The organism is Blastopirellula sp. SH421 (genome assembly GCF_057808535.1).
The window spans coordinates 78,371-98,030 of the sequence record NZ_CM173712.1 but is presented as its reverse complement, the minus strand read 5'-3'; the positions used below and the strand labels follow the sequence as shown (position 1 = coordinate 98,030).

Below are 19,660 nucleotides of genomic sequence, written 5' to 3'. Positions count from 1 at the left end.
CACGCGTTAAGTAGAAGTTTTGATTGATTTTTTGAGCGCTGCCCCTATTTGAGGTTGCGCCATCGAAAGCGCAGGCGATCATTTTTCTTCGTAGCCCGCAGCGCGACTTTAAAACGTCAAAACGGGATCTCCAGGCCCTTTGTCTGGGGGCATTGTCTACGCTACCAGGATCTGCAGCTCGGTCAGGTACTTTTCGGGATCTCCACGAAAGAGCCAGCCGGGCCCCTTGTTGTAGATTTCTCGCGTCGGCAGCAGATAGCCGGGATGGCGTGCTCGGACGTAGCGGAGCAGACGAGCATACGACCCGGTCAGCGTCTCGTAAGGGCCGTGATGCAGCAGCGAAACCAAGCGACCTCCCTGCAGTTCGTGGACCTCGATCCCCTTCTTTGAGTCTCCCTTGCGAATCGGAAAGCAGGCCTCGAAATCCGCGTCGGTCTCTTTGTACTGTTTGTCGTAATGCAGCATCATCGCCGGACCGTTTAGCAACCGCCCATATTGCCAGCCGATCTTGCCGTAGGCTTTGCCGCAGTCAACGTACTTGCCGCGCATTCGGATGCCGGCGATCAGCAGACGGTCAGTTTTGCGTTCTTCGATATCGTCATCATTTTGCAAGACCATCGCTTCAATCGCCGCTTCGTGAGCAACGATCGTCTTGATTTTTTTTGCCGGCAAGGGAGCTCGCTCTTGCTGGGTCAACAGCATTGCGATGTCGATCTTGCCGGGGTTTTGCGCCAGCAGCGACTTCATCCGTTCGAGCGGGACTTGGATCTTGCCCAAATGATAAATCGCGCGGGCGATCGGCAGCTGCGACTGGTCGTAGACGGCCAGCTCTTCGTCGTCGTTCGGCTGGGCAGGAACAAGGACCTCCTGCTTCGCGAGCATTCGCAACATCTCCATCGATAGCCCGCTGACGCGGGAGAATTCGCTGGTGGTGAACATGTCGCCGGGTCTCCGTGATACGCAATCGGGACCGCCGCCCTCGCCCTCCGATCGTTTACTCCGGAATTGGCAAACTGTTCGGAGCGACGCGGATTGCGGTGCCGCCGAAGTCGGTTAAGACAAACGCACTGCCGCCGATGGTGTTCTGGTCTTTTACATTGATTCCAGACAACGCGAAGGGAACCGTTTGGCCGTTGAAGACCTCAAAGTTGATTTCAGAATTCAGCGTGCTGTAGAAGATTACGTCGTCAGTGAACGTATTGTTGAGCATACGCATATTGAAGGTTGAATTGCCGTCTGCGAGCAACAGCATGCTCTCGGACAAGAAGGAGGTGGACGATGTATTGTTTTGGATATTTGCATTGAGTGTCCCCAGCGCGCTAACTTCGACGGTGTATCCGTAGCTCGCAGCATTGCCGACGGACAGATCGACCGTGTTTCCGGTTAGCACCAAGTTGTCTGTCCCGCCGCCTCGCGAGTCGAAACTGATACCGGTATTAAAGACGCCGGCAGTGAGGAAGTCGCTCACCGTATTGTTGGTGATGTAGGTCGTAGTGCCGCCGGCCGTAGCAATATCAACGTAAATACCCGAGTCCAACGCCTGCGCACCAGCGAAGGTGCCGATCTGATTGTTGTTGATCGTCAGCGTCGCCGTTCCGGCGTTAATATCAGCAAAAATGCCGTGGTCCAGTACGGCAGCGCTGAGCCCTTGCAGTAGCTGGTTGTTCGAGATGCTTGCGGTGACGTTGCCGGCTGAGCTCAGGTAAATTCCGTAGCCGGAAGCCGCCATTAGTTGAGACAATTCGTTGTCGTTGATATTTACCGTTGCATTCACGCCTGACAAAACGTCAACGGAGATCCCAGAATTGCCGCCGGCGCTTAATGTACGCGTCAGCGAATTGCCTGAAATCGTCAGGTCAGCAGTATTGGCCAGTTCGACGTAGATGCCTGAATCGCCAGCCGTGGCAAGATTGCTGACCGTATTGTCACGAATGACGCCGGTTCCGCTGGCATTCTGAATGAAAATGCTCGCTTCGCCGAACGCGCCAAAGTGATTGAACGTATTGTTGTTGATATTGAAGCCGGCGATGCCGTTGCCGACGATCGAATCGGAACCGGTATCGTCAAAGCGGAAACCAGAGACTTCGTTGCCGTTGGCCAGCGTGATCCCTACGCCTGGCGAATCAAGCTGCGGCCGATTGCCGGCTTCGTAGCCCGGCAGATCAAAAGTCCCTTGTGTCGCGGTGAACATGTGCTGCGTGGTCGACGCGAGCAGCCGCTGATTCTCTTGCATCGTGAACGATTGAGTTAGATTGGTCGAAGTATTGTCTGCCCGCGGATGGACAAAGATAATATCGTTGGGCTGAGAACCGGCCTGAGCCAATTGCAACGCGTTGTAAGGATTTTCGACCGTACCGTCACCCGCCGCCACCGCGTTTGGATCAACGTGGATCACATGCTGATCAGCGCCGCTCACCGTATTGGTCGCATTGACGATCGAGGCCTGGCTGATATTGTTAACGACGACCGCTTCATTCCGGATCAGCGGTTCGTCCATTTTGTTGACGTAGCTGTCATACTGCGGAACGCGACGGGCTGAGCTTCCTGGGAAGAAGAACGCGGCGCCAAAGACCACGTTGGTGTCAAACACCTGATCGTTGCTGACCGTCAGATAAAACCGCATCCGATCGGTGACATGACTTTCGAAGCGCGCCTTGACGCCCCAGGCCTGCGGCGAGCCGGTCCCTTGGAAATTATAAGTCCCTAGGTAAGCACGCAGATAATCGCCGACTTGCGGCAGGGCGCCGCCAAACTCGGCGTCGAACCCTTTCATCGCAATTTCGGTTTGCGTGAGCTGTGACAGTTGAATGTTGTAGCCGACGTAAGTTGGGTCAAAGAAGCCGCTTTGTCCTGTGATAGTGGGATCCGTATCCGTCGGCAAATAGCCGTTGACGCGAAAGTCAATGCGGCCGAGCGACTCGAAACCGGTCACCACTTGCCCCACGGTTTGATTGCCGGTGTCGCGGTTGTCGTAGCCGACATATCCACCGAAGGTGCGGCCAAAGTTGTCCGAATAGAACCGCTGCCCCACGACAGCGTTCATGCCGACGTTGCTATCATTCGCCAGCAGAAAGGCGCCGTCAAAGAACGTCAGCGACTTCGCGTCGACCGATTCGTACAACGGCACCCAGGTTCGAAAGTCGGTGAACGAATAATCGTAGCCAGCGCCTTCGGTTCGATGCTGAACGGAGACGCGAGGAATGTATTCGCCCCAGAGTCCGCTATCGAAAGGACTGGCGAAAGTTGACGTCCCCGAAATCATGCCAGGCGTGATCTCGTCGTTTTGTTGTTGGGCGATAGCAGTCGCTGACAGTGATAGCACGCTGCTGCAAGCAATCATTGCGGCGCAAAACAAACAAGCGACTGAACCGACGTTGCCTAGCTTAGATCTCAAAGGGAGCTCAATCTGAGGTGGATATGACTAGGATGAAAAAACTTCGCTTCCCAATCGTTTATCGCGTTCTTAGAAGCGAAGATCGATCTAATTCATTCTCTGCTTCTAGTACGACCCAGTCGCTATAAATTAACGTTTCGCACTGCTAGCCAGCGATTGCTAGTATGACAGCATGATCCCGCCCGACACCACACTTGATTCGCATCAAATTCAAATCGCGGCGCTACGCGGTTTGACCCGCGCCGAGCAATAAATTCCTCGCATCCAGCGTCGCAATCGACAACAATCAATCGGCTGTGATCGCTTGAAGAGGAATCCAACATGCCGCAATTTTCGCTCCGCACGCTAGCAATCTTCACCGCCCTCCTCTGCGTTAGTCTAACAACGCTGCGTTATCCGACGCCGGTGTTCGTCACATCACTCCAGTTGCTATGGCCTGCGCTGCTGATCATCGCCGCCTGCTTGGTGGTGGGCTGTCGCGGCGCTTGGCGATCGATGTTTATTGGTTTCTTGATCGCGACCATCGGCGCGTATTACTGGGACGATGCGCAGCGTGCAGCCACGAGCACGATTCCGCCGTTCTCTCGCTCATTGGCTGAGAACCTGCAGCCTTACTTGCTCAACGGCTACGTCGTTGAGTACGACGGGCTAACCACGTTCTCGCTCGATCCTCAGAACGACAATCGCGTCTTCTATGTGAAAAAAGATCAGGACGGCAAAGTGATCGAGCGCGGCCAAATGATGCTGCAGCGCGTCCAAAATTTTGGGATTAGCAAATCCGTGTTGCCGGTGCAGCCTGATCGGTCAAGCTACACCGCCACCATGAAAATGCTGTTGATCTTGTGGATCGGCGCCGCCGGCGCCGTGCTCGCGTTCTACGCTGATCAATTCAGCAAGCGAAATCGCAACCACCACCGGCGCAAGAAAAAAGACCCGCCAGAAGCAGCGGGTCTTGAGTGAGTCAGGATCAAGTCGTAACGAGTTACGCTTTCGACTCAGCCGTTCGCGGACGATTGGGGGTCTCTGGCGCGTTGCCGCCGCCGACGACTGTTTCGTAGCGACCAAAGATCATGCGGCCAGCGCTGGTTTGCAGCACGCTGGTCACCAGAATCTGCACGCTTTGGCCGATGTGGTCGCGACCACCTTCGATCACGATCATCGTGCCGTCATCCAAGTAGCCAACCCCTTGGGTCTCTTCTTCGCCGCGCTTGACGACTCGCACGACCAACTGCTCGCCTGGCAAAAAGACAGGCTTCAGTGCGTTGGCGACATCATTAAGATTGATCACTTCGACGTTATGCAGCCGAGCGACTTTGTTCAGGTTGTAATCGCCGGTGACGATTTTGCCTTCCATCCCTTTGGCCAGCAGCACCAATTTCATATCGACCGGTTGACCTTCCATCTCTGGAGTCTCACGATCGTGAATCTTCAGATCGACTCCGTCGTGATTGCGCAGGCGATTTAGGATGTCGAGCCCGCGACGTCCGCGGCTGCGCTTCATCTTATCGCTGCTGTCGGCGATCGCTTGCAGTTCGGCCAACACAAACCGCGGCATAATCAATTGATTGTCGAAGAGTTGGGTTTCGACGACATCGGCGATGCGCCCGTCAATCACCACGCTAGTATCCAAGATATACGGCTTTAACCCTTTAACGTCTTTCGAGAACTCGACGTAAGGAATGATGAAGCGAAAGTCGTCTTTGGTCTGCAACACCAGACTGATGCACGAGTAGCAAAGCACCATTCCGATTACCAACTGAGCTGCACGATGTGGACCGCTGGGTAAGCCAGCTTCGGTTGGTGGAAAGAACGGCTGAATTGCCAGACCTAGGATGTAGGTCAAAAACAGACCGACTAGCAACCCAAAGTAGACGCCGCTGATCGTGTCATACCGCTTGCGCTTAAACGCTACATCCAATCCCACGATGGCGATCGCAAGCACCATAATGCCGGCGAAGGTTGACTCAGGATGCTCAATTGCAGTAGTTGCGAATTGCTGCTTGTTGAAAATTAGGGTCAGACCGACGCCGGCCGCGACCAACAGAAAAATACAACGCAATATCAGAAGAGCCATAGTGCCCGGTGCCTAGAGCCGCGCAGCAGAAATGCCTGAGCCGTGCGGCGTCAAAATGTAAGAGGTGTCTCTGTTCCGTTCCAACTTGACATTCTAGCGAATGCCCTGTCTGCAAATCACCCCCCAAGGGCGTCAGACGCTGAATCGTCGTTTAAACTCGTTTGTGCAATAAGTATCTGTCATGGTCGCTAGATAGTATCCAGCGGCTCGCTCGCGACCCCATTGGTCGAGCCGGCCAGCAATCTTGGCAGGCAACCACTCTGGATGTTGCAAATAGCCGCGATACATCGTTGTAAGTTGGTGTTGGACCTGCTCTCGAAATTGGACGATCGCCGGATGCCGGTAGACTTCGTGATAGAGAAATTTCTCTAGTTCACGCTTCTCCGCCAACAATTCGACGTTCATCGTCACTAGCGGAGGTCGCGACTGGACTTCGGCCGCGGTATGCGGTGGGTTTTCGGTCAGCGCGGCGCCGATGTTCTCAATGACGTTACGCACCTGAAGATCGATCAGTTCGTGCACGATCATCTTTCTGAGGACGCCTCCTTCGACGCGGCCGTATCGCTGGCAGGCTTGCTCGTGGCAACGTCGGACCAGCGGCAGTTCCAGCACTTGCTCGATCCGGACCAGGCCAACTTTGACCGCGTCATCCACATCATGCGCATCATAGGTCACGCTGTCGGCCGCTTCCACGATTTGGGCTTCTAACAGCGGAGATTGCGGCGCATCGCCCCGCTTGTCGATCCGCGTCCGCTGGCTGTCGAGCACTTCTTGCGTCAGGTTTAGCCCCTCGTAAGCGGGAGAACGAGTCTCCAGCTGATCGACCAACACCAGCCCAAATTGATTGTGCGAGAATCCACCGACTGACGACATGCACTCGGCCAGCACATCTTCTCCCGAATGACCATACGGCGGATGGCCGATGTCGTGCAGATGGGCGAGCGCCTCGATCAGGTCTTCATTCAACCGAAAGACACGTCCCATCGTGCGGGCGACCGACGCAACTTCGATCGTGTGGGTAAGTCGAGTGCGGTGATAGTCGCTAACCCCCGAAAATACCTGCGTCTTATCGCTCAAACGGCGATAGGCGCTGCTATGGACCACCCGATCGCGATCCCGCTGAAAAGGGCTGCGGTAAGGCTGATCCACTTCACTAACGCTGCGTCCGCGCGTCTGGGCGCTGAACATCGCATAGGGAGCGAGCAGGATCTCTTCGCGCTGTTGATAGTTCGGTCCACCGGGAATCGACAAAGGGGCATCCTCCATCGAAGTGGCCGCCGTCACAGCCGGGTTCAAGGTTTTTTGGATCACGTTGGTGATTGTAACTGCTATCAGGATCAATAGTTAGCCAATTGCGGGCAAGTCTACGCCGCTGGTTATGCCGAGGCAAGTCGAACTACAAATCAGCTCGGGGAGTGATGTCATCCATATTTCGGTTAAAAAATCGATTTTACAACATTTCCTTTGGACGTGGATTAAATGATGCAGCAGGGGAAAGTGAGATCGCTAACTATTATCCCCTAATTAGGCTGCCTCTTGCCCCATTACGATGATTCTTTTGCGTTTTGTTGTTGCTTTATTCTTGTTTTTGCTGGAAAATTCCATCTTATCCCTTACACATTTCATCTCTGGTCGGTGCTTTTATGATCATTCGAAATCTCCGAGCGGCGTTTACGCTGGTGGAATTATTGGTAGTCATCGCAATCATCGGCGTGTTGATCGCGTTGCTGCTGCCCGCCGTGCAACAGGCGCGCGAAGCGGCTCGACGGATGGACTGCACCAACCATCTGAAGCAGCTCGGTTTGGCGCTGCACAATCACCATGACACCTACGGACAATTTCCGGCTGGCGTCAGAAACACCAACAATCCTAACTACAGCAGTTCGACTTGGTGCAGTTCGACGGGCTCGGCGGCTGACGCCCGCGAATCATGGACCGTCGCGATCTTGCCGTTCCTGGAACAAAGCAACCGCTATGAGCTATTCGATCTGGATGGTGCGTTTACCTCTTCGTCCAATGTCCCCGGCGTGACGGCCAACAACAATCAATTCAAACTGTCGAACTCGGCCTATCAGTGCCCGTCGGACCCTGGCAGTCGCGCCGATTGGGCGACGACCAGCTATTACGGCGTCCAGGGTGGCGGACCAGTCGCCGAAGAAAGTTGTTCGACGCAATCCGGCAATCGCGTTTTCTATCGCAATGGAATTTTGTACTTCAACTCGAAAACCAAATTCCGTGACATGCTCGACGGCACCAGTAACACGTTGATGGTCGGCGAAACCAAATACTGCCTGACCCCGCAGGGTAGAGCAGACGGCATCTATACCAGTTGGGCTTCCGGCGCGAAGACCGATGCGTTTGGCTGTCCGCTGGTCTTGGCAGCTGCCCGCGATCAAATCAATTCCAATCCTAACGTCGGGCTGAAATTCGACACGCTGAACATCATGACCAAACTGTTCGGCAGTTATCACCCCGGCGGATGTCACTTCCTGTTAGGAGATGGCTCGGTCCACTTTATGCCCGAGACGATCGATCTAAATATCTATCGCCAACTTGGCAAGATTGACGATGGCTTGCCGACCGGCGGTTTTAACCTGTAGTCGATTAATGCAAAGCCAAGACGTGTTAAACACAAGATTTTTTCCTGCTTAGTGAATTCCTCACGACGCTAAATTTAGCGCAATCTCGCACGCAGATTGACTGCGAGAAAATCCTCATCCTCCCCTGTAGATCACTCACGACAAAGCGAGCGCGTAACATTTATCAATAGCAATTAGCGACGTTTCTCGCTTTGCAAAACCTTGCTCTCTAATCCTTTTTCTTTTTCCTCGAGTATAGCCATGTTACGTCGAACACCCGCGGGATTTACGCTGGTTGAACTGTTAGTTGTCATTGCGATTATCGGCGTGTTGATCGCGTTGCTGCTGCCCGCCGTGCAACAGGCGCGTGAAGCGGCTCGGCGGATGGACTGCACCAATCATCTGAAGCAGATCGGGTTGGCGCTGCACAATCACCATGACACGTACGGACAATTTCCGGCAGGCGTCAAAAACACGAACAATCCCAACTACAGCAGCACCACTTGGTGCAGCGCGACCGGCGCTAACAGCAATGCCCGAGAGCCGTGGACTGTTGCGATTTTGCCGTTTTTAGAACAAACGAACCGCTATGAGTTGTTTGATCTCACCGGAGCGTTCACTTCTTCGTCTAACGTGCCCGGCGTGACCGCTAACAACAATCAATTCAAACTGGCGAACTCAGCCTATCAATGTCCGTCCGATCCCGGCAGCCGCGATGACTGGGCGACGACCAGCTATTTTGGCGTGCAAGGAGGGGGCCCCGTCGCTGAGCAAAGCTGCGCCGCCGCATCCGGCAATCGGGTCTTTTATCGCAACGGCATTTTGTACTTCAACTCGCAAACAAAGTTCCGCGACATGCTGGACGGGACCAGCAATACGTTCATGATCGGCGAAACGAAGTACTGCCTGACTCCAACCGGGCGTAGCGACGGCATTTACACCGGCTGGGCATCGGGATCCAAGACCGACTCGAACGGTTCTCCCTACGTTCTGGCGGCGGCGCGTGATCAGATTAATTCTAATCCGAATGTTGGTCTGAAGTTCGATACGTTGAACGTAATGACCAAGCTGTTTGGCAGCTATCATCCCGGAGGCTGCCATTTTTTATTGGGAGACGCTTCGGTTCATTTTGTTCCGGAAACGATCGATCTGCTCATCTATCAGCAAACCGGCAAGATCGACGATGGCTTCCCGACCGGAGGATTTTCGTTGTAAGTCGCTCCCTACTTTGTCTCCCGCTTTTTACGAGTTATCCCAGTGAATATTATCCAAACGCAACTAGGCTTTCTCGCGGCGATAACCGTCGCCGCTTCATTGCTCGGCTGCGGTCCCAGCACGTCGACGATCCATATCCACGGCAAAGTCACGTATGACGGCCAGCCGGTCCCCAAGGGGACGATCTACTTTGAGCCGGATACCAAGGCCGGCAATCGTGGCCCCGGCAGCGTTGCGATTATTCGCAACGGCAGCTTTGACACCAGCGAGGCGCTGGGCGTTGTCGGCGGCCCGCACGTCGTACGGATCGAAGGGTACAACGGCATCGCCCACGGCGACAATTCGGATGGGCAGCCGCTGTTCTCGACTTATGAGACCACCGCGGAACTGCCAACTAGCTCGACCAGCATTGACTTCAACGTCCCCAAGAAAAAGTAGGGATGGCCGTCCCTGCCGCGCTTTGATGGTCGATTGTGATCTAGAAATCCGATCAAGTTACAGGTCGCGGATGCAGTGACCTGTGAAGCGTTTTGCTCTAAATTTGGCCAGGTTGAAAACGCCGATCCCTTGTCGGGCGTTTTCCATGTTTGGTTCGCAATGCACGCGCATTCGTCAGGCATGCCCTGCCCTCCTCTTTACAGACCTTGCTCCGCCGTTAATGCGGCTAGCAATTGCGTCAGCCTTTTGGGCATCGGCTGGGGAAACTGAGCCCTTCGATTAGGAACGCCAATTTCGCCGACTGGCTCGTGTGCAGGCACCAGCAAGCAAATGTCACGGTTAGATACGTCGCAGTAGACGGTGCATTCTTGGCCATTCTCTAGACCAAAAGTGATGTAGTACGGAACGTATCCGCTGTGGCAGCGAATCTCTTCTTCTGTCTCCGGCAGGAAGTTTCCGTCGTGAGTCGAAGCAGCCAAGCATTTCTCGAGATACTGAATCACCTGAGGGTCATGACATTCGAGATGCCGATTCTGACCAAAGGCCTCAATGCGAGAGAGATCTACGCTTTCATCCCCTTCCAGCAAAAGAGCCAACTGATTGGAAGATAGTTCGTCGCGATCAAACAGATAACAAACGGTCAGCAGAATAGAGATGATTGCAATAACGCGATAAAGATGACTACAGGTGAAGCGAAAATTCATGGGGTACCTCCGTTATGGGGAAGCTTACACGATTACGCCTCTTTCTAGTCTGTTCCTGGGCAAGCGTTATCATCGTCGAAAGGAAGTCGCAGACGCAAGCTTAATTAGGCCGCAATATGCTAAATTTGGCGAATGCCTGTGGCGCAAAACCGCAAGCGGCGCAACTGCCTCTCTGACTTGTTGCGCGATAGTAAATCAAGCATTTGCGCGGCAATGCTAAACATGCAAATCAATGATCCCGTAAGTAAATACCTAGGACGAAGTCTGCTATCGTTCGAACACGTGGCTGTCCATTTCCTAGCCACGCACGAGCGAACCACAACGTCGCTTGTTGCAATTCCAATAGTAGCGGAACGGCGCAAGCCGTCCGGTTCTTCGGCCCTGCGATGATTCGGAACTTTGGTGATTCAGACCGGAGGGCTCGCGCCCTTCCGCTACTATTCTCCGGCACCAGACGCCCGCAAATCGCCGTTTGACGCAATACTAGCCCGTGGCGCCAAGGGAAAACGGTTCTCAGCGTCGAAACAGCCAACACCGGTTCGCGGCTCGCAAATTAAAATTCGGCTCTTTTCGGCAAAGCCTCGCGTGTTGCAATTCCAATGGTAGCGGAACGGCGCAAGCCGTCCGGTTCTTCGGCCCTGCGATAATTCGGAACTTCGATGATTCAGACCGGAGGGCTTGCGCCCTTCCGCTACTATTCTTGTTTTATGGCGCCCAAATGAACACTTCTGCAATCACGCTGGTTAGCTCAAAGTGTTGGTGAGGAAGCTTGAGCATTTTCAGTAAAATGGACAGCTACTTCGACCAGTCGTGACTTTATTGCGTGGATGCGAAGTCGAAATTGCAGGAATGCGGCAAGTTTCATTTGGTGCGCTGTTGGTAAATCCGACCGCCGATTCGCGATTCTGATGCGCACTAATCCTGGGGTCTGTCGCGTGATGGTTTGGGCTTGTCTTCCAGACGAATTCCCCAGCTCAGAATTGCACAGACGGTCGCGGCGTACAGACCGCCCCGAATCCCACCCATCAACACCTCTGGCCACCTTTTTTCCCACGGAATTGGAATGTCGTACTCCCTAGCCAAAGGGTTAATAGCGGCGAGCGCCGCACCGGAAAGACCCGCAATGAGGAACGAAACACCAGCTCGCCACCAAGCATTTGAGACTACCACAGGCGCAATATAACTAGCGCAATAAGCGAAGACCAACAGAGGGACGATCCCAACCTGTTTACCAATCGCCAAGACAATCGCAATACACGCGACAACTATCCCCAGCGTTCTAAGTCGATATTGCATGAAAACCGAAATCTATGCCGCGATTGTGCTTTCCAGCATCCTGTTTGTTACCTTCGCGTTTCGGTTGTTTGTCACGACTTGGGGTCGCGGCTTACTGCCCGATTTGCGCGCCTACGGCGGTTACGGACCTTGGGTATTGCTGCTGGGGTTCTTGATCGGCAGCACCCTCTATTATGTGCTGCAGCAGCGCGACGTGATTTAGCACGCAGTTATGAAGGCTCTACCGGAAACATCGCCGCGATCGGCATTGCGACGAGCGAACCAATCAGGCCTCCAACCGCGCCAAACGCCGCACCAGGCAATGCGCCACTGAAGCCCATCCCAAACATCACGCCGAGCGCTATCACCACGCCCAGGATTCCGCCGAGATTTTGGATCAATTTCCCGGTGAAACTTAATTCTTTTTTGTTCGACGAATTGCTCATCGCTGTGCAGCCCGATCAGGGTGGAGGGATCAGAAACAAATCACGCTTCAAGTTTACCCTGGTCGAATCCGGCAAGCGAGCAAATAGAACCGGGAAGTCCAACGCCTAGTTTGACTTTGTCGCCGCGGCGTCAATCTGGATCAAGTCAATCATCGCAGAGGCCGGCGCGATTTTTGAGAGCTTGCCGCCGGAGGTGTCGGCAAGATTGCCAGTAAAGATACCGACCACGCACCATTTGCCCTGGTCGACCATCGCAAAAACAGGCGAGCCGCTCGCGCCATCCGCACAAGCGGGGATGCAAACCGCGATCCGCTCTCCATCGTGTTTGAACGGATCCAGAATCTCGCCGCTTGCTAATTTCAGCTCCATCACGATCGGGGCGAGATCAGCGCCTTGAACCCCCATCGCCAAGGGAAAGCCGACGACCTCGACGACCGATTTCAAAGCAGGCAACTCAGCCCGGCAATCTTCGCAATCGATGCAGACCACGCTTGCTAGTAGTCGGTGAGCCACCGGCAAGATGGCGAGGTCGTAGTTTGGTTTCGACAGCCAGCCGTTTTCGGTCGAGAGTCCCAGTTCGGCTAGATTGACGTTCACACTACTGTCGCCAAGCGAGAACGCGACTACCGAACTTGACGAACTTTCTTTAGCCGCATGCTGTGCAGTCACCAAATAGATCTGCGCGCCGCGGCGGACAAAAAATCCACTCGCCGCACGGCTGAGCTGCTTCTCTTCTTTCTCGACGACCGATTTGATGAAGCAGACGCTTTCCCAGCGCGGCGGCCGCTGCTCGGCTGCTAGTGGATCGCCGCCCCAGGCCATTGCGGTGGATACCAACAACCAAGCTGCGATCGAACGAACGAACATGAAGATACCTTTGTTGGAAAAGCGCTACCTGGCTAAGTCGCACCTGCCAAAGATACCGTGCCACGATCTCGGGAAAAAGAGTAAACCTCAACTCGCGTCTTTACTCTTCTTGATCTTCCGCAGCGAACCATCGAAGGCTCGAAGAACCGGGCGGCTTGCGCCGTTCCACTACCAATGGAACACGGATACCACCGATCAAGCTCGGATTTACACGGATAAGAATGAAATCGTGGGTCGTGCTCTCACTGTTCCCCATTGCTGCCAAACAAGAATTGTAGCGGAAGGGCGCGAGCCCTCCGGTTGCGAATCATGGATGGTCCCAAGCATCAAAAGGCCATAAGAACCGGACGGCTTGCGCCGTTCCGCTACTAATGGAACACGGATACCACCGATCAAGCTCGGATTTACACGGATAAGAATGAAATCGTGGGTCATGCTCTCACAGTTCCCCATTGCTACCAAACAAGAATTGTAGCGGAAGGGCGCGAGCCCTCCGGTTGCGAATCATGGATGGTCCGAAGCATCGAAAGACCAGAAGAACCGGACGGCTTGCGCCGATCCGCTACCATGGGAATTGCAACGAGCTACGTTGTGGTTCGCTCGCGCGTTTACTCTTCTTCATCTTCCGCGACAGGAGAATCGCCTTGCGTTTCTTCTTTGAAATTTTGATCGACTACGGCTTGAGCAAAGGCTTCGGCCGAGAGGATTTGATTGTTCTGGGCGGCGATCGCTTGATTGTGCGACCACATGCCGCGCAGCTCTTCGTCGACCGTATCGGGAAAGTTCATCACCTGGGCCACCACATCGCGCCAGCCTCCCTCGAGGTTGTAGGTCTCTTTCAAAGCCGGCCCCATTTCTTCCAGCTTTTGCGTGTAAATCTCGGGCAGCTCGTCAATCGCCGACAAAATATAACACTCGAGCAATCGTACGAACGGTTTCCCCTCGTAGCGCGACATGGCTATCTCTTTCTTGCAGAAGTCTAGTAGTTATCGGCCGCAAGTCGCGCTTGCAGCATGCGTCGTCGCGCGATTCATCCTAACGCGCAAGTCGCTTTTGAATCACCACCGATTGAGCGGAAAAATAGCCAATTTGTTGCGAAAATCAGAAACAGTGATGCGATTGGCCAGCTGCTCGATTGCCTGATTTTGCAATTTCCTCGCAATCACGTTCGACGCATCGGTGATGTTTGGAGATTCTCGTTGGCTTTGCAAGGACGTACTGAACGATCATTTTGACAGCAGAAACAGCGGCGATTCGCTGAGTTCGATTTGTAAGTCCGCGGCAGCCCCCGAGCTGACCACTTTTCCGACTTGTGAATCACCTGCCAACTGAATCACTTCGATCTCGCCGGTCAGATCCTCTACTTTGAAATTGGCGATTTGCTGATCGCGGGAAGAGGCGAGCCAGATCACATCGACGGTTCGACCATCCCTGGCCGAAAAGCGATAGCGTCGTAAATCACTGAGACTGTCGTGCGGAATCGCTTGCTCAAACCGCAGTCCCGTCAGCACGTGTTTTAACGTCGCGATGTAATACCAAGACCGGCGCGGCTTGTGGCCTGTCTCTTTGCTGCTGGTAACGCCGCTGCTAGAAAACTTGGTCGGATCGGCGGCGTTCACATCGCGCAGCATGTACATCTGGGCGCGATCGACGCCGGCGGCGGCAAGTTCTAGATACGAGCGGACCAGCCAACGAGCTTGCGTTTCTTCGGCGGTCGTGTTGCCGATCGCTGGCGCACATTGCACCGACTGGGGATGGATGTCGTAGCCAAACTCCGAAACCCACAGTTCGCATTGCGGCAGATGTTGATTGCGAAACTCGACAATCGCCGCAAAGCGCTCTTTCATCCGATCCGCTTCTGGTGAAATTCCGGTGGTTGGCTGACCTGATTGTCCGCCCGCGTCGTTGCTGTAGTGATGCAGATTGATCACATCGGCCGGAAAGTCGCCGTCCCGATGCAGACGCGCCCAAAACTGCATCGCGCGCAGATAATTGACATCGGTGGTCGCGAGACCTGCCATGACGAAGCGAATGTTGGGATCGGCCGTTTTGGCGCCCACGCCTGGACCTAGCGCGCCTTGATGACCGTCGTAGTCGGCGCTGCACATCGCCGCGAGTTCCAGCGGATTGAAATAAGCGGCGCGACCCTGCCACCACTTGTCTGGCTCGTTCCAATTTTCGATCGAGTCAATCAATTGCAAACCGCTCTTCGGCTGCTGCCCACTTTCTAACGTTAGCAAATCGGCGTCGACCGACGCCGAGCCATAGCGCGCGACCGTTTGAAATAGATGAGCCGCGTGCGCCGCATACGACGCCGGAGCGGTTGCATCAGCGTCAGCAGCGATCGGTTTATGCTCTGGGTGGAACGATTGACCGGCGGCCTGGTATTTGTCAGCGCCTTGCAAGCAAGGGAAGACTTCCACGTTTGCCGCTTTCAGCTTTGCGTAGTAGTCATCAAAGTCCCATCCCCAGCCAACTCCGCGTACGGCGCTGGGACTGTAGGCGAACGCATGCTGGGGAAAACGGCCTGCTGGTTTCGCCGCTTTGCCATCATCCCACTGCGCGTTGTGATATTCGCGAAGCGTACCAAACGCGGCTAGCCGTTCGATCGGATCATCAATAAAGCCGTTGACGCCGATCAACTTGTCCATCGTCGGGCGAGTCGGTCTCGGTGACGGCGCAAGTTCGCCTGCGGGCTGTGCTGCAGCGAGCGGTTTTCCCGTCAGCGCGATTTCTGCGATCGCAGCCGCCGGCGTGGTGAAGGTTAGCCGCAGATACTGACAGCGGACATCCAACGGCTGGGACGACCAGGCTTGGTACTTTTTCAGCGGATCACGACAAACCTCTTGCCAACGATCGCCAACCCAAGCGTCTACCACCAATAATCCATCGCCTTCCACATCCCACCAGCGAATCGTCGCTAGTTGATGCTCAATGCCCAAGTCAATCACCACTGGCAATGGGTAGTAGAGATCGGCGCCTTGCCAGCCGCGATTCGGTTTTGTAACCGGAGGCGCTGTGTCGTCGTCCAGCTGATCTTGTTCGTCCACGAGTTGATCCAAACCTCCCCGGCCTGAGAGATCAATCAGCATCTCAGGTCGCAGCAGAATTCGAGGCGCGGCCGCGGCGATCGAGGAGAAACCTACCAGTACTAAAAGCGTCATCAGGCGAAATCGTGCAGGAAATGACATTGCAGGTTAGCCCGTGGATGAGAGAAGAGGAGGAAGCGTGCGAACCTGTCCCCGGTGACACGGCTCTAAGTGAATAAGTCTGCTTTCCTAGCTATGTCACGATCAGGACAATCGTTTCAGGCGATTCTCGTGATCCTATGAATTTGCACTCAGCGGCATCCTGGCCGTTGACGCCTGGGCGGCATCGTTTTAGACTGAGGCGCTTTGACGACTATGGTGGGTATAGCTCAGCTGGTTAGAGCACTGGATTGTGATTCCAGGGGTCGTGGGTTCAAATCCCTCTATCCACCCTTAGTTCGTCGAATTTAATTCTCTAAAAGGTTGCCTGCTAATGACTTAGGCAACTTTATCACTGGCCATTCTGGCTTCTGCGAACCGATTTCTCTCTGGCGACGTCCACTTCAAAAACCATGCTGTTTTTGTCGTCTATCGCTTTGCGAGGAAAACCCGATGCCCACCGCCGCCGAAGTTACATCTGCTGTTTCTGCTGAATTCATTCGCTGTTTGAACGGCTGCTTTGACCGGATCGAACATTGCGTCAACCAGCTTTCCGACGCCCAAGTCTGGCGTCGCCCTGGCCCAGGGATGAACTCGATCGGGACGATTTTGATTCATTTGGGGGGGAATGTGCGGCAACATCTGATCTCCGGCGTGGGGGGAGCGCTAGATGTCCGTGATCGACCTGCCGAATTCGCCGAGCGTGATCCGATTGCCGCTGAGCAGCTATTGCGCGATTTGCGCAAAACTTTGGATGAAGCGATCGCCGCACTGCAGCAAGTAGACCCTGCCGAAATGTTGGAATCGCGCCGTGTCCAAGGGAATGACGTCAGCGGTTGGCAGGCGTCGGTCCATAGCGTGAGCCACTTTTTTGGACATACGCAGGAGGTTATCTGCCTGACGCGGCAAATGCAGGGAGAGGCCTATCGCTTCTATTGGACGCCCCCGGCGACGGAAGAAGGGGAATCCAACTAGCGACAATTCGCCCAGGGCGCGGCGAAGTTCGCCTTGACCCGGTTGGTGGACGCTGTTAATTACACCCCACGACTTTCCCAACTTTTATTAATCGTCATCGGGCGACCGTTTGCTTGAGAGAATCGTGGGCGAAATTTTCAAAAACACGATCTTGGTTGGCGCGCTCCTCCTAGCCGCGCCGACCGCACTGCTAGCACAGCGCATCCAGGCTCCAACGCCGATCAATACCGTTGCGCCATCCCCTTACGGCGTGCAACCACCGGCGACCTTGACCGGTGGAATCCAGCCGTTTGATCCCTACGCAACCGGCACGCAGTTCAGCTCCTATCCGTCGGCCCCTTATGGAGCAGCGCCCAGCTATGCGCCTCCTTCGTATCCGCCGCCGATGAGTTATCCACCGCCGCCGACGTCTCCGCCGGCAGGATTTGCGACCGGCCCGCCTGCGTATTTTCCGAATCAAACAGCGCCGGCCTATGGCGCTGCGCAGCCAATCTATCAGCCGACGACCCAGTTTCCTTCGATCCCGTATGAACGTTTTTTAGAGAACGTGGGCTTCCGCTATACCTGGCTCCCCAAGCTGACCGAAGCGGACGCCGCGCTGCAGATTCAAGACTTTGATATTTCGGCGACGGCTCAGTTCCCAAATTTTCTGGGAAGCACTCAGCCGTTGCTGGTGACGCCTGCGTTTGTGCTGCACTTGTGGGACGGTCCTCAGAATCTGGTGCAAAACCTGCCAGGCAACGCTTACAGCACCTATCTCGACTTTGCGTGGAATCCAGAAATCACTCCTCGTTTATTTGCCGAGCTTGGCTTTCGGGCAGGGGTTTATTCTGACTTCAAGACATTCAACACTAACAGCTTGCGGTATCAAGGGTTGGGAGTCGGCGCTGTGCGTCTAACACCAACTTTGACCGTCAAAGCTGGCGTCGTCTACATTGATCGCTTAGACATTAAACTGCTGCCGGTGGCCGGCGTCACCTGGCAACCAGATAGCCGATCGAAGTACGACTTGGTCTTCCCTTATCCTCGGATCTCCAAGTATTGGACGACGTTTGGCGACAAAGAGGTCTGGTGGTACTTGGGCGCCGAATATGGTGGCGGCAGTTGGACCATCCAGCGCGATACCGGCATGGGATCGGTCGACGATCAGGTTGACATCAACGACTATCGTGTCTTCTTTGGCGCCGAAGCGACCCACCCCAATCGCTTGAAGGCGTTTGCCGAGATCGGCTATGTCTGGGGTCGGCAACTGGTCTATCGCAGCGCCATTCCAACCTTAGATGTCGATAGCACGCTGATGTTCCGAACTGGTTTCAACTTCTAAGCCGATCTTCCTCAGAAAAAACGTCGTGCAATTGATTTCGCTCCGATTCTGGCTGGCGCTGCTTCCGCTCTGTCTGATGACAGAAACGGTCTGCGCTCAGTACGTGCCTTGGAGCTCCAATAGCCAAACCTCTTCCAATCTTGGCGCCTCGGATCGCCAACTGCCGTACCAAGCGGTCCAGCCGTTGCCGCCGACCGACGTCTTTCCGGCGGATAGCCCGGTTTATATTCCGGCAGATCCGACGCAGCCGATCGCTCAGATGACCGCGGTCATTCCTCCCGAAATGGACGAAATGCCGTACGACATCCAGATGGGCGAGGGAATTCGGCTCGACGAGGACGAGATTTTCAAATCGCGCCCAGTGCTCGCGTCTAGCAAGCCAGGTATTTTACAGTCGCTGACGACTGATAGCACCTGGATCGCCGGCAGCGGAGACAACATCGGCATCACTGACGTGTTGGCGACGATCACGCTAGGATTTCCGGCGCCTACGATCGACTCGCCGTTGATCGTAACACCGGGCTACGGCATGCATTTTTTGGTGGGGCCTGAATCGATCGACGCTCCAGCGACCTTGTACGACGTCTATTTGACAACTCGCTGGATTCGTCCGATCAACGAGCGCTGGGGACTGATCCTCTCTGGAACCGCCGGCTATTACAGCGACTTCAAACTGCAACAGAGCGACGCTTTTCGCCCCAGCGCCATGGGGATCGCAACCTACCAGTGGAATGACAATTGGCAACTGCTCGGCGGCGTCATCTGGCTGAACCGCGACGACTACAATGTCTTGCCGATCGCAGGCGCCGTCTGGAGCGGTGAGAATCGAAAACTAGAACTCACCTTTCCGCGCCCCCGCTATAGCCAATTATGGGATTATGGCCCCGGCTTTGAAGATTGGTGGTATATCACGGGCGAACTGGGAGGGGGCACTTGGAGTGTCGAGCGCGCCAGCGGCGCCGGCGACTTGCTGACGATTTCCGATTACCGCGTGATCTTTGGAATGGAACGCCGACGCGATGGTGGCGGCAAATCATTTATTGAATTTGGTTATGTCTTCGGCCGCCGGCTTGAATACCAAGTCGATCCCTACACGCTCGACATGAACGACACTGTCATGATCCGCAGCGGCTGGTGGTTCTAGAGAAAGACAAATGACGAATGCCGAAACCAGAATGTCG

Annotated in this window: 17 protein-coding genes and 1 tRNA gene; 9 read left to right on the top strand and 9 right to left on the bottom strand. The window is 54.8% G+C overall.

Going from position 1 to position 19,660, the window contains the following annotated elements; translation table 11 throughout:
• Nucleotides 1–156: 156 nt before the first annotated feature.
• Together SH421x_RS00405 and SH421x_RS00400 are read right to left on the bottom strand one after the other, a co-directional pair.
• On the bottom strand, nucleotides 157–939 hold the full coding sequence (locus SH421x_RS00405; protein ID WP_488853316.1) for a MerR family transcriptional regulator: 783 nt from the start codon (nucleotides 937–939) through the stop codon (nucleotides 157–159).
• Nucleotides 940–994: 55 nt separating this feature from the next.
• Nucleotides 995–3,394 (bottom strand): hypothetical protein, encoded by a 2,400-nt coding sequence (locus tag SH421x_RS00400; protein ID WP_488853315.1) that lies wholly within the window; start codon nucleotides 3,392–3,394, stop codon nucleotides 995–997.
• A gap of 321 nt (nucleotides 3,395–3,715) precedes the next feature.
• Here SH421x_RS00400 and SH421x_RS00395 point away from each other — a divergent pair, with 321 nt between their 5' ends.
• The gene (locus SH421x_RS00395; protein WP_488853314.1) at nucleotides 3,716–4,354 is read left to right on the top strand and encodes a hypothetical protein; all 639 of its coding nucleotides are present in this window, start codon (nucleotides 3,716–3,718) and stop codon (nucleotides 4,352–4,354) included.
• Nucleotides 4,355–4,376: 22 nt separating this feature from the next.
• Here SH421x_RS00395 and SH421x_RS00390 read toward each other — a convergent pair whose 3' ends face one another.
• Both SH421x_RS00390 and SH421x_RS00385 read right to left on the bottom strand, forming a co-directional pair.
• Nucleotides 4,377–5,468: a PIN/TRAM domain-containing protein gene (locus tag SH421x_RS00390; protein ID WP_488853313.1), complete on the bottom strand. Its 1,092-nt coding sequence runs from the start codon at nucleotides 5,466–5,468 to the stop codon at nucleotides 4,377–4,379.
• Nucleotides 5,469–5,600: 132 nt separating this feature from the next.
• Nucleotides 5,601–6,779: an HD domain-containing protein gene (locus tag SH421x_RS00385; RefSeq protein ID WP_488853312.1), complete on the bottom strand. Its 1,179-nt coding sequence runs from the start codon at nucleotides 6,777–6,779 to the stop codon at nucleotides 5,601–5,603.
• A gap of 332 nt (nucleotides 6,780–7,111) precedes the next feature.
• Between SH421x_RS00385 and SH421x_RS00380 the strand changes: the two genes are divergently transcribed.
• The 3 genes from SH421x_RS00380 (at nucleotide 7,112) to SH421x_RS00370 (ending at nucleotide 9,700) form a co-directional block, all read left to right on the top strand.
• Complete coding sequence (locus SH421x_RS00380; RefSeq protein ID WP_488853311.1) at nucleotides 7,112–8,068, top strand: DUF1559 family PulG-like putative transporter; 957 nt, start codon at nucleotides 7,112–7,114, stop codon at nucleotides 8,066–8,068.
• A 240-nt stretch (nucleotides 8,069–8,308) separates the two neighbouring features.
• The gene (locus SH421x_RS00375) at nucleotides 8,309–9,262 is read left to right on the top strand and encodes a DUF1559 family PulG-like putative transporter (protein WP_488853310.1); all 954 of its coding nucleotides are present in this window, start codon (nucleotides 8,309–8,311) and stop codon (nucleotides 9,260–9,262) included.
• 42 nt (nucleotides 9,263–9,304) lie between these two features.
• Nucleotides 9,305–9,700 (top strand): hypothetical protein, encoded by a 396-nt coding sequence (locus tag SH421x_RS00370; protein WP_488853309.1) that lies wholly within the window; start codon nucleotides 9,305–9,307, stop codon nucleotides 9,698–9,700.
• Between the two features lie 197 nt (nucleotides 9,701–9,897).
• On the opposite strand, the gene SH421x_RS00365 is transcribed toward SH421x_RS00370, so the two are convergent.
• On the bottom strand, nucleotides 9,898–10,404 hold the full coding sequence (locus tag SH421x_RS00365) for a hypothetical protein (RefSeq protein ID WP_488853308.1): 507 nt from the start codon (nucleotides 10,402–10,404) through the stop codon (nucleotides 9,898–9,900).
• 1,294 nt (nucleotides 10,405–11,698) lie between these two features.
• Here SH421x_RS00365 and SH421x_RS00360 point away from each other — a divergent pair.
• Nucleotides 11,699–11,902 (top strand): hypothetical protein, encoded by a 204-nt coding sequence (locus SH421x_RS00360; protein ID WP_488853307.1) that lies wholly within the window; start codon nucleotides 11,699–11,701, stop codon nucleotides 11,900–11,902.
• A 7-nt stretch (nucleotides 11,903–11,909) separates the two neighbouring features.
• Here SH421x_RS00360 and SH421x_RS00355 read toward each other — a convergent pair whose 3' ends face one another.
• From SH421x_RS00355 to SH421x_RS00340, 4 genes are all read right to left on the bottom strand, one after another.
• Nucleotides 11,910–12,125 (bottom strand): hypothetical protein, encoded by a 216-nt coding sequence (locus SH421x_RS00355; protein ID WP_488853306.1) that lies wholly within the window; start codon nucleotides 12,123–12,125, stop codon nucleotides 11,910–11,912.
• 105 nt (nucleotides 12,126–12,230) lie between these two features.
• Nucleotides 12,231–12,992 carry a trypsin-like peptidase domain-containing protein gene (locus SH421x_RS00350; RefSeq protein WP_488853305.1) on the bottom strand — a complete coding sequence of 254 codons (762 nt, stop codon included), beginning with the start codon at nucleotides 12,990–12,992 and terminating at the stop codon, nucleotides 12,231–12,233.
• Nucleotides 12,993–13,600: 608 nt separating this feature from the next.
• Nucleotides 13,601–13,948, bottom strand: coding sequence for a hypothetical protein (locus SH421x_RS00345; RefSeq protein ID WP_488853304.1), 348 nt, complete (start codon nucleotides 13,946–13,948; stop codon nucleotides 13,601–13,603).
• A 270-nt stretch (nucleotides 13,949–14,218) separates the two neighbouring features.
• Nucleotides 14,219–16,156: a hypothetical protein gene (locus SH421x_RS00340; protein WP_488853302.1), complete on the bottom strand. Its 1,938-nt coding sequence runs from the start codon at nucleotides 16,154–16,156 to the stop codon at nucleotides 14,219–14,221.
• Between the two features lie 243 nt (nucleotides 16,157–16,399).
• Here SH421x_RS00340 and SH421x_RS00335 point away from each other — a divergent pair.
• From SH421x_RS00335 to SH421x_RS00320, 4 genes are all read left to right on the top strand, one after another.
• Nucleotides 16,400–16,473: transfer RNA gene (locus tag SH421x_RS00335), tRNA-His, on the top strand.
• 160 nt (nucleotides 16,474–16,633) lie between these two features.
• Nucleotides 16,634–17,155: a DUF1572 family protein gene (locus tag SH421x_RS00330; protein WP_488853301.1), complete on the top strand. Its 522-nt coding sequence runs from the start codon at nucleotides 16,634–16,636 to the stop codon at nucleotides 17,153–17,155.
• A 124-nt stretch (nucleotides 17,156–17,279) separates the two neighbouring features.
• Nucleotides 17,280–18,479, top strand: a complete 1,200-nt coding sequence (locus SH421x_RS00325) for a hypothetical protein (RefSeq protein WP_488853300.1) — start codon at nucleotides 17,280–17,282, stop codon at nucleotides 18,477–18,479.
• A gap of 25 nt (nucleotides 18,480–18,504) precedes the next feature.
• The gene (locus SH421x_RS00320; protein WP_488853299.1) at nucleotides 18,505–19,623 is read left to right on the top strand and encodes a DUF6268 family outer membrane beta-barrel protein; all 1,119 of its coding nucleotides are present in this window, start codon (nucleotides 18,505–18,507) and stop codon (nucleotides 19,621–19,623) included.
• Nucleotides 19,624–19,660 lie beyond the last annotated feature (37 nt).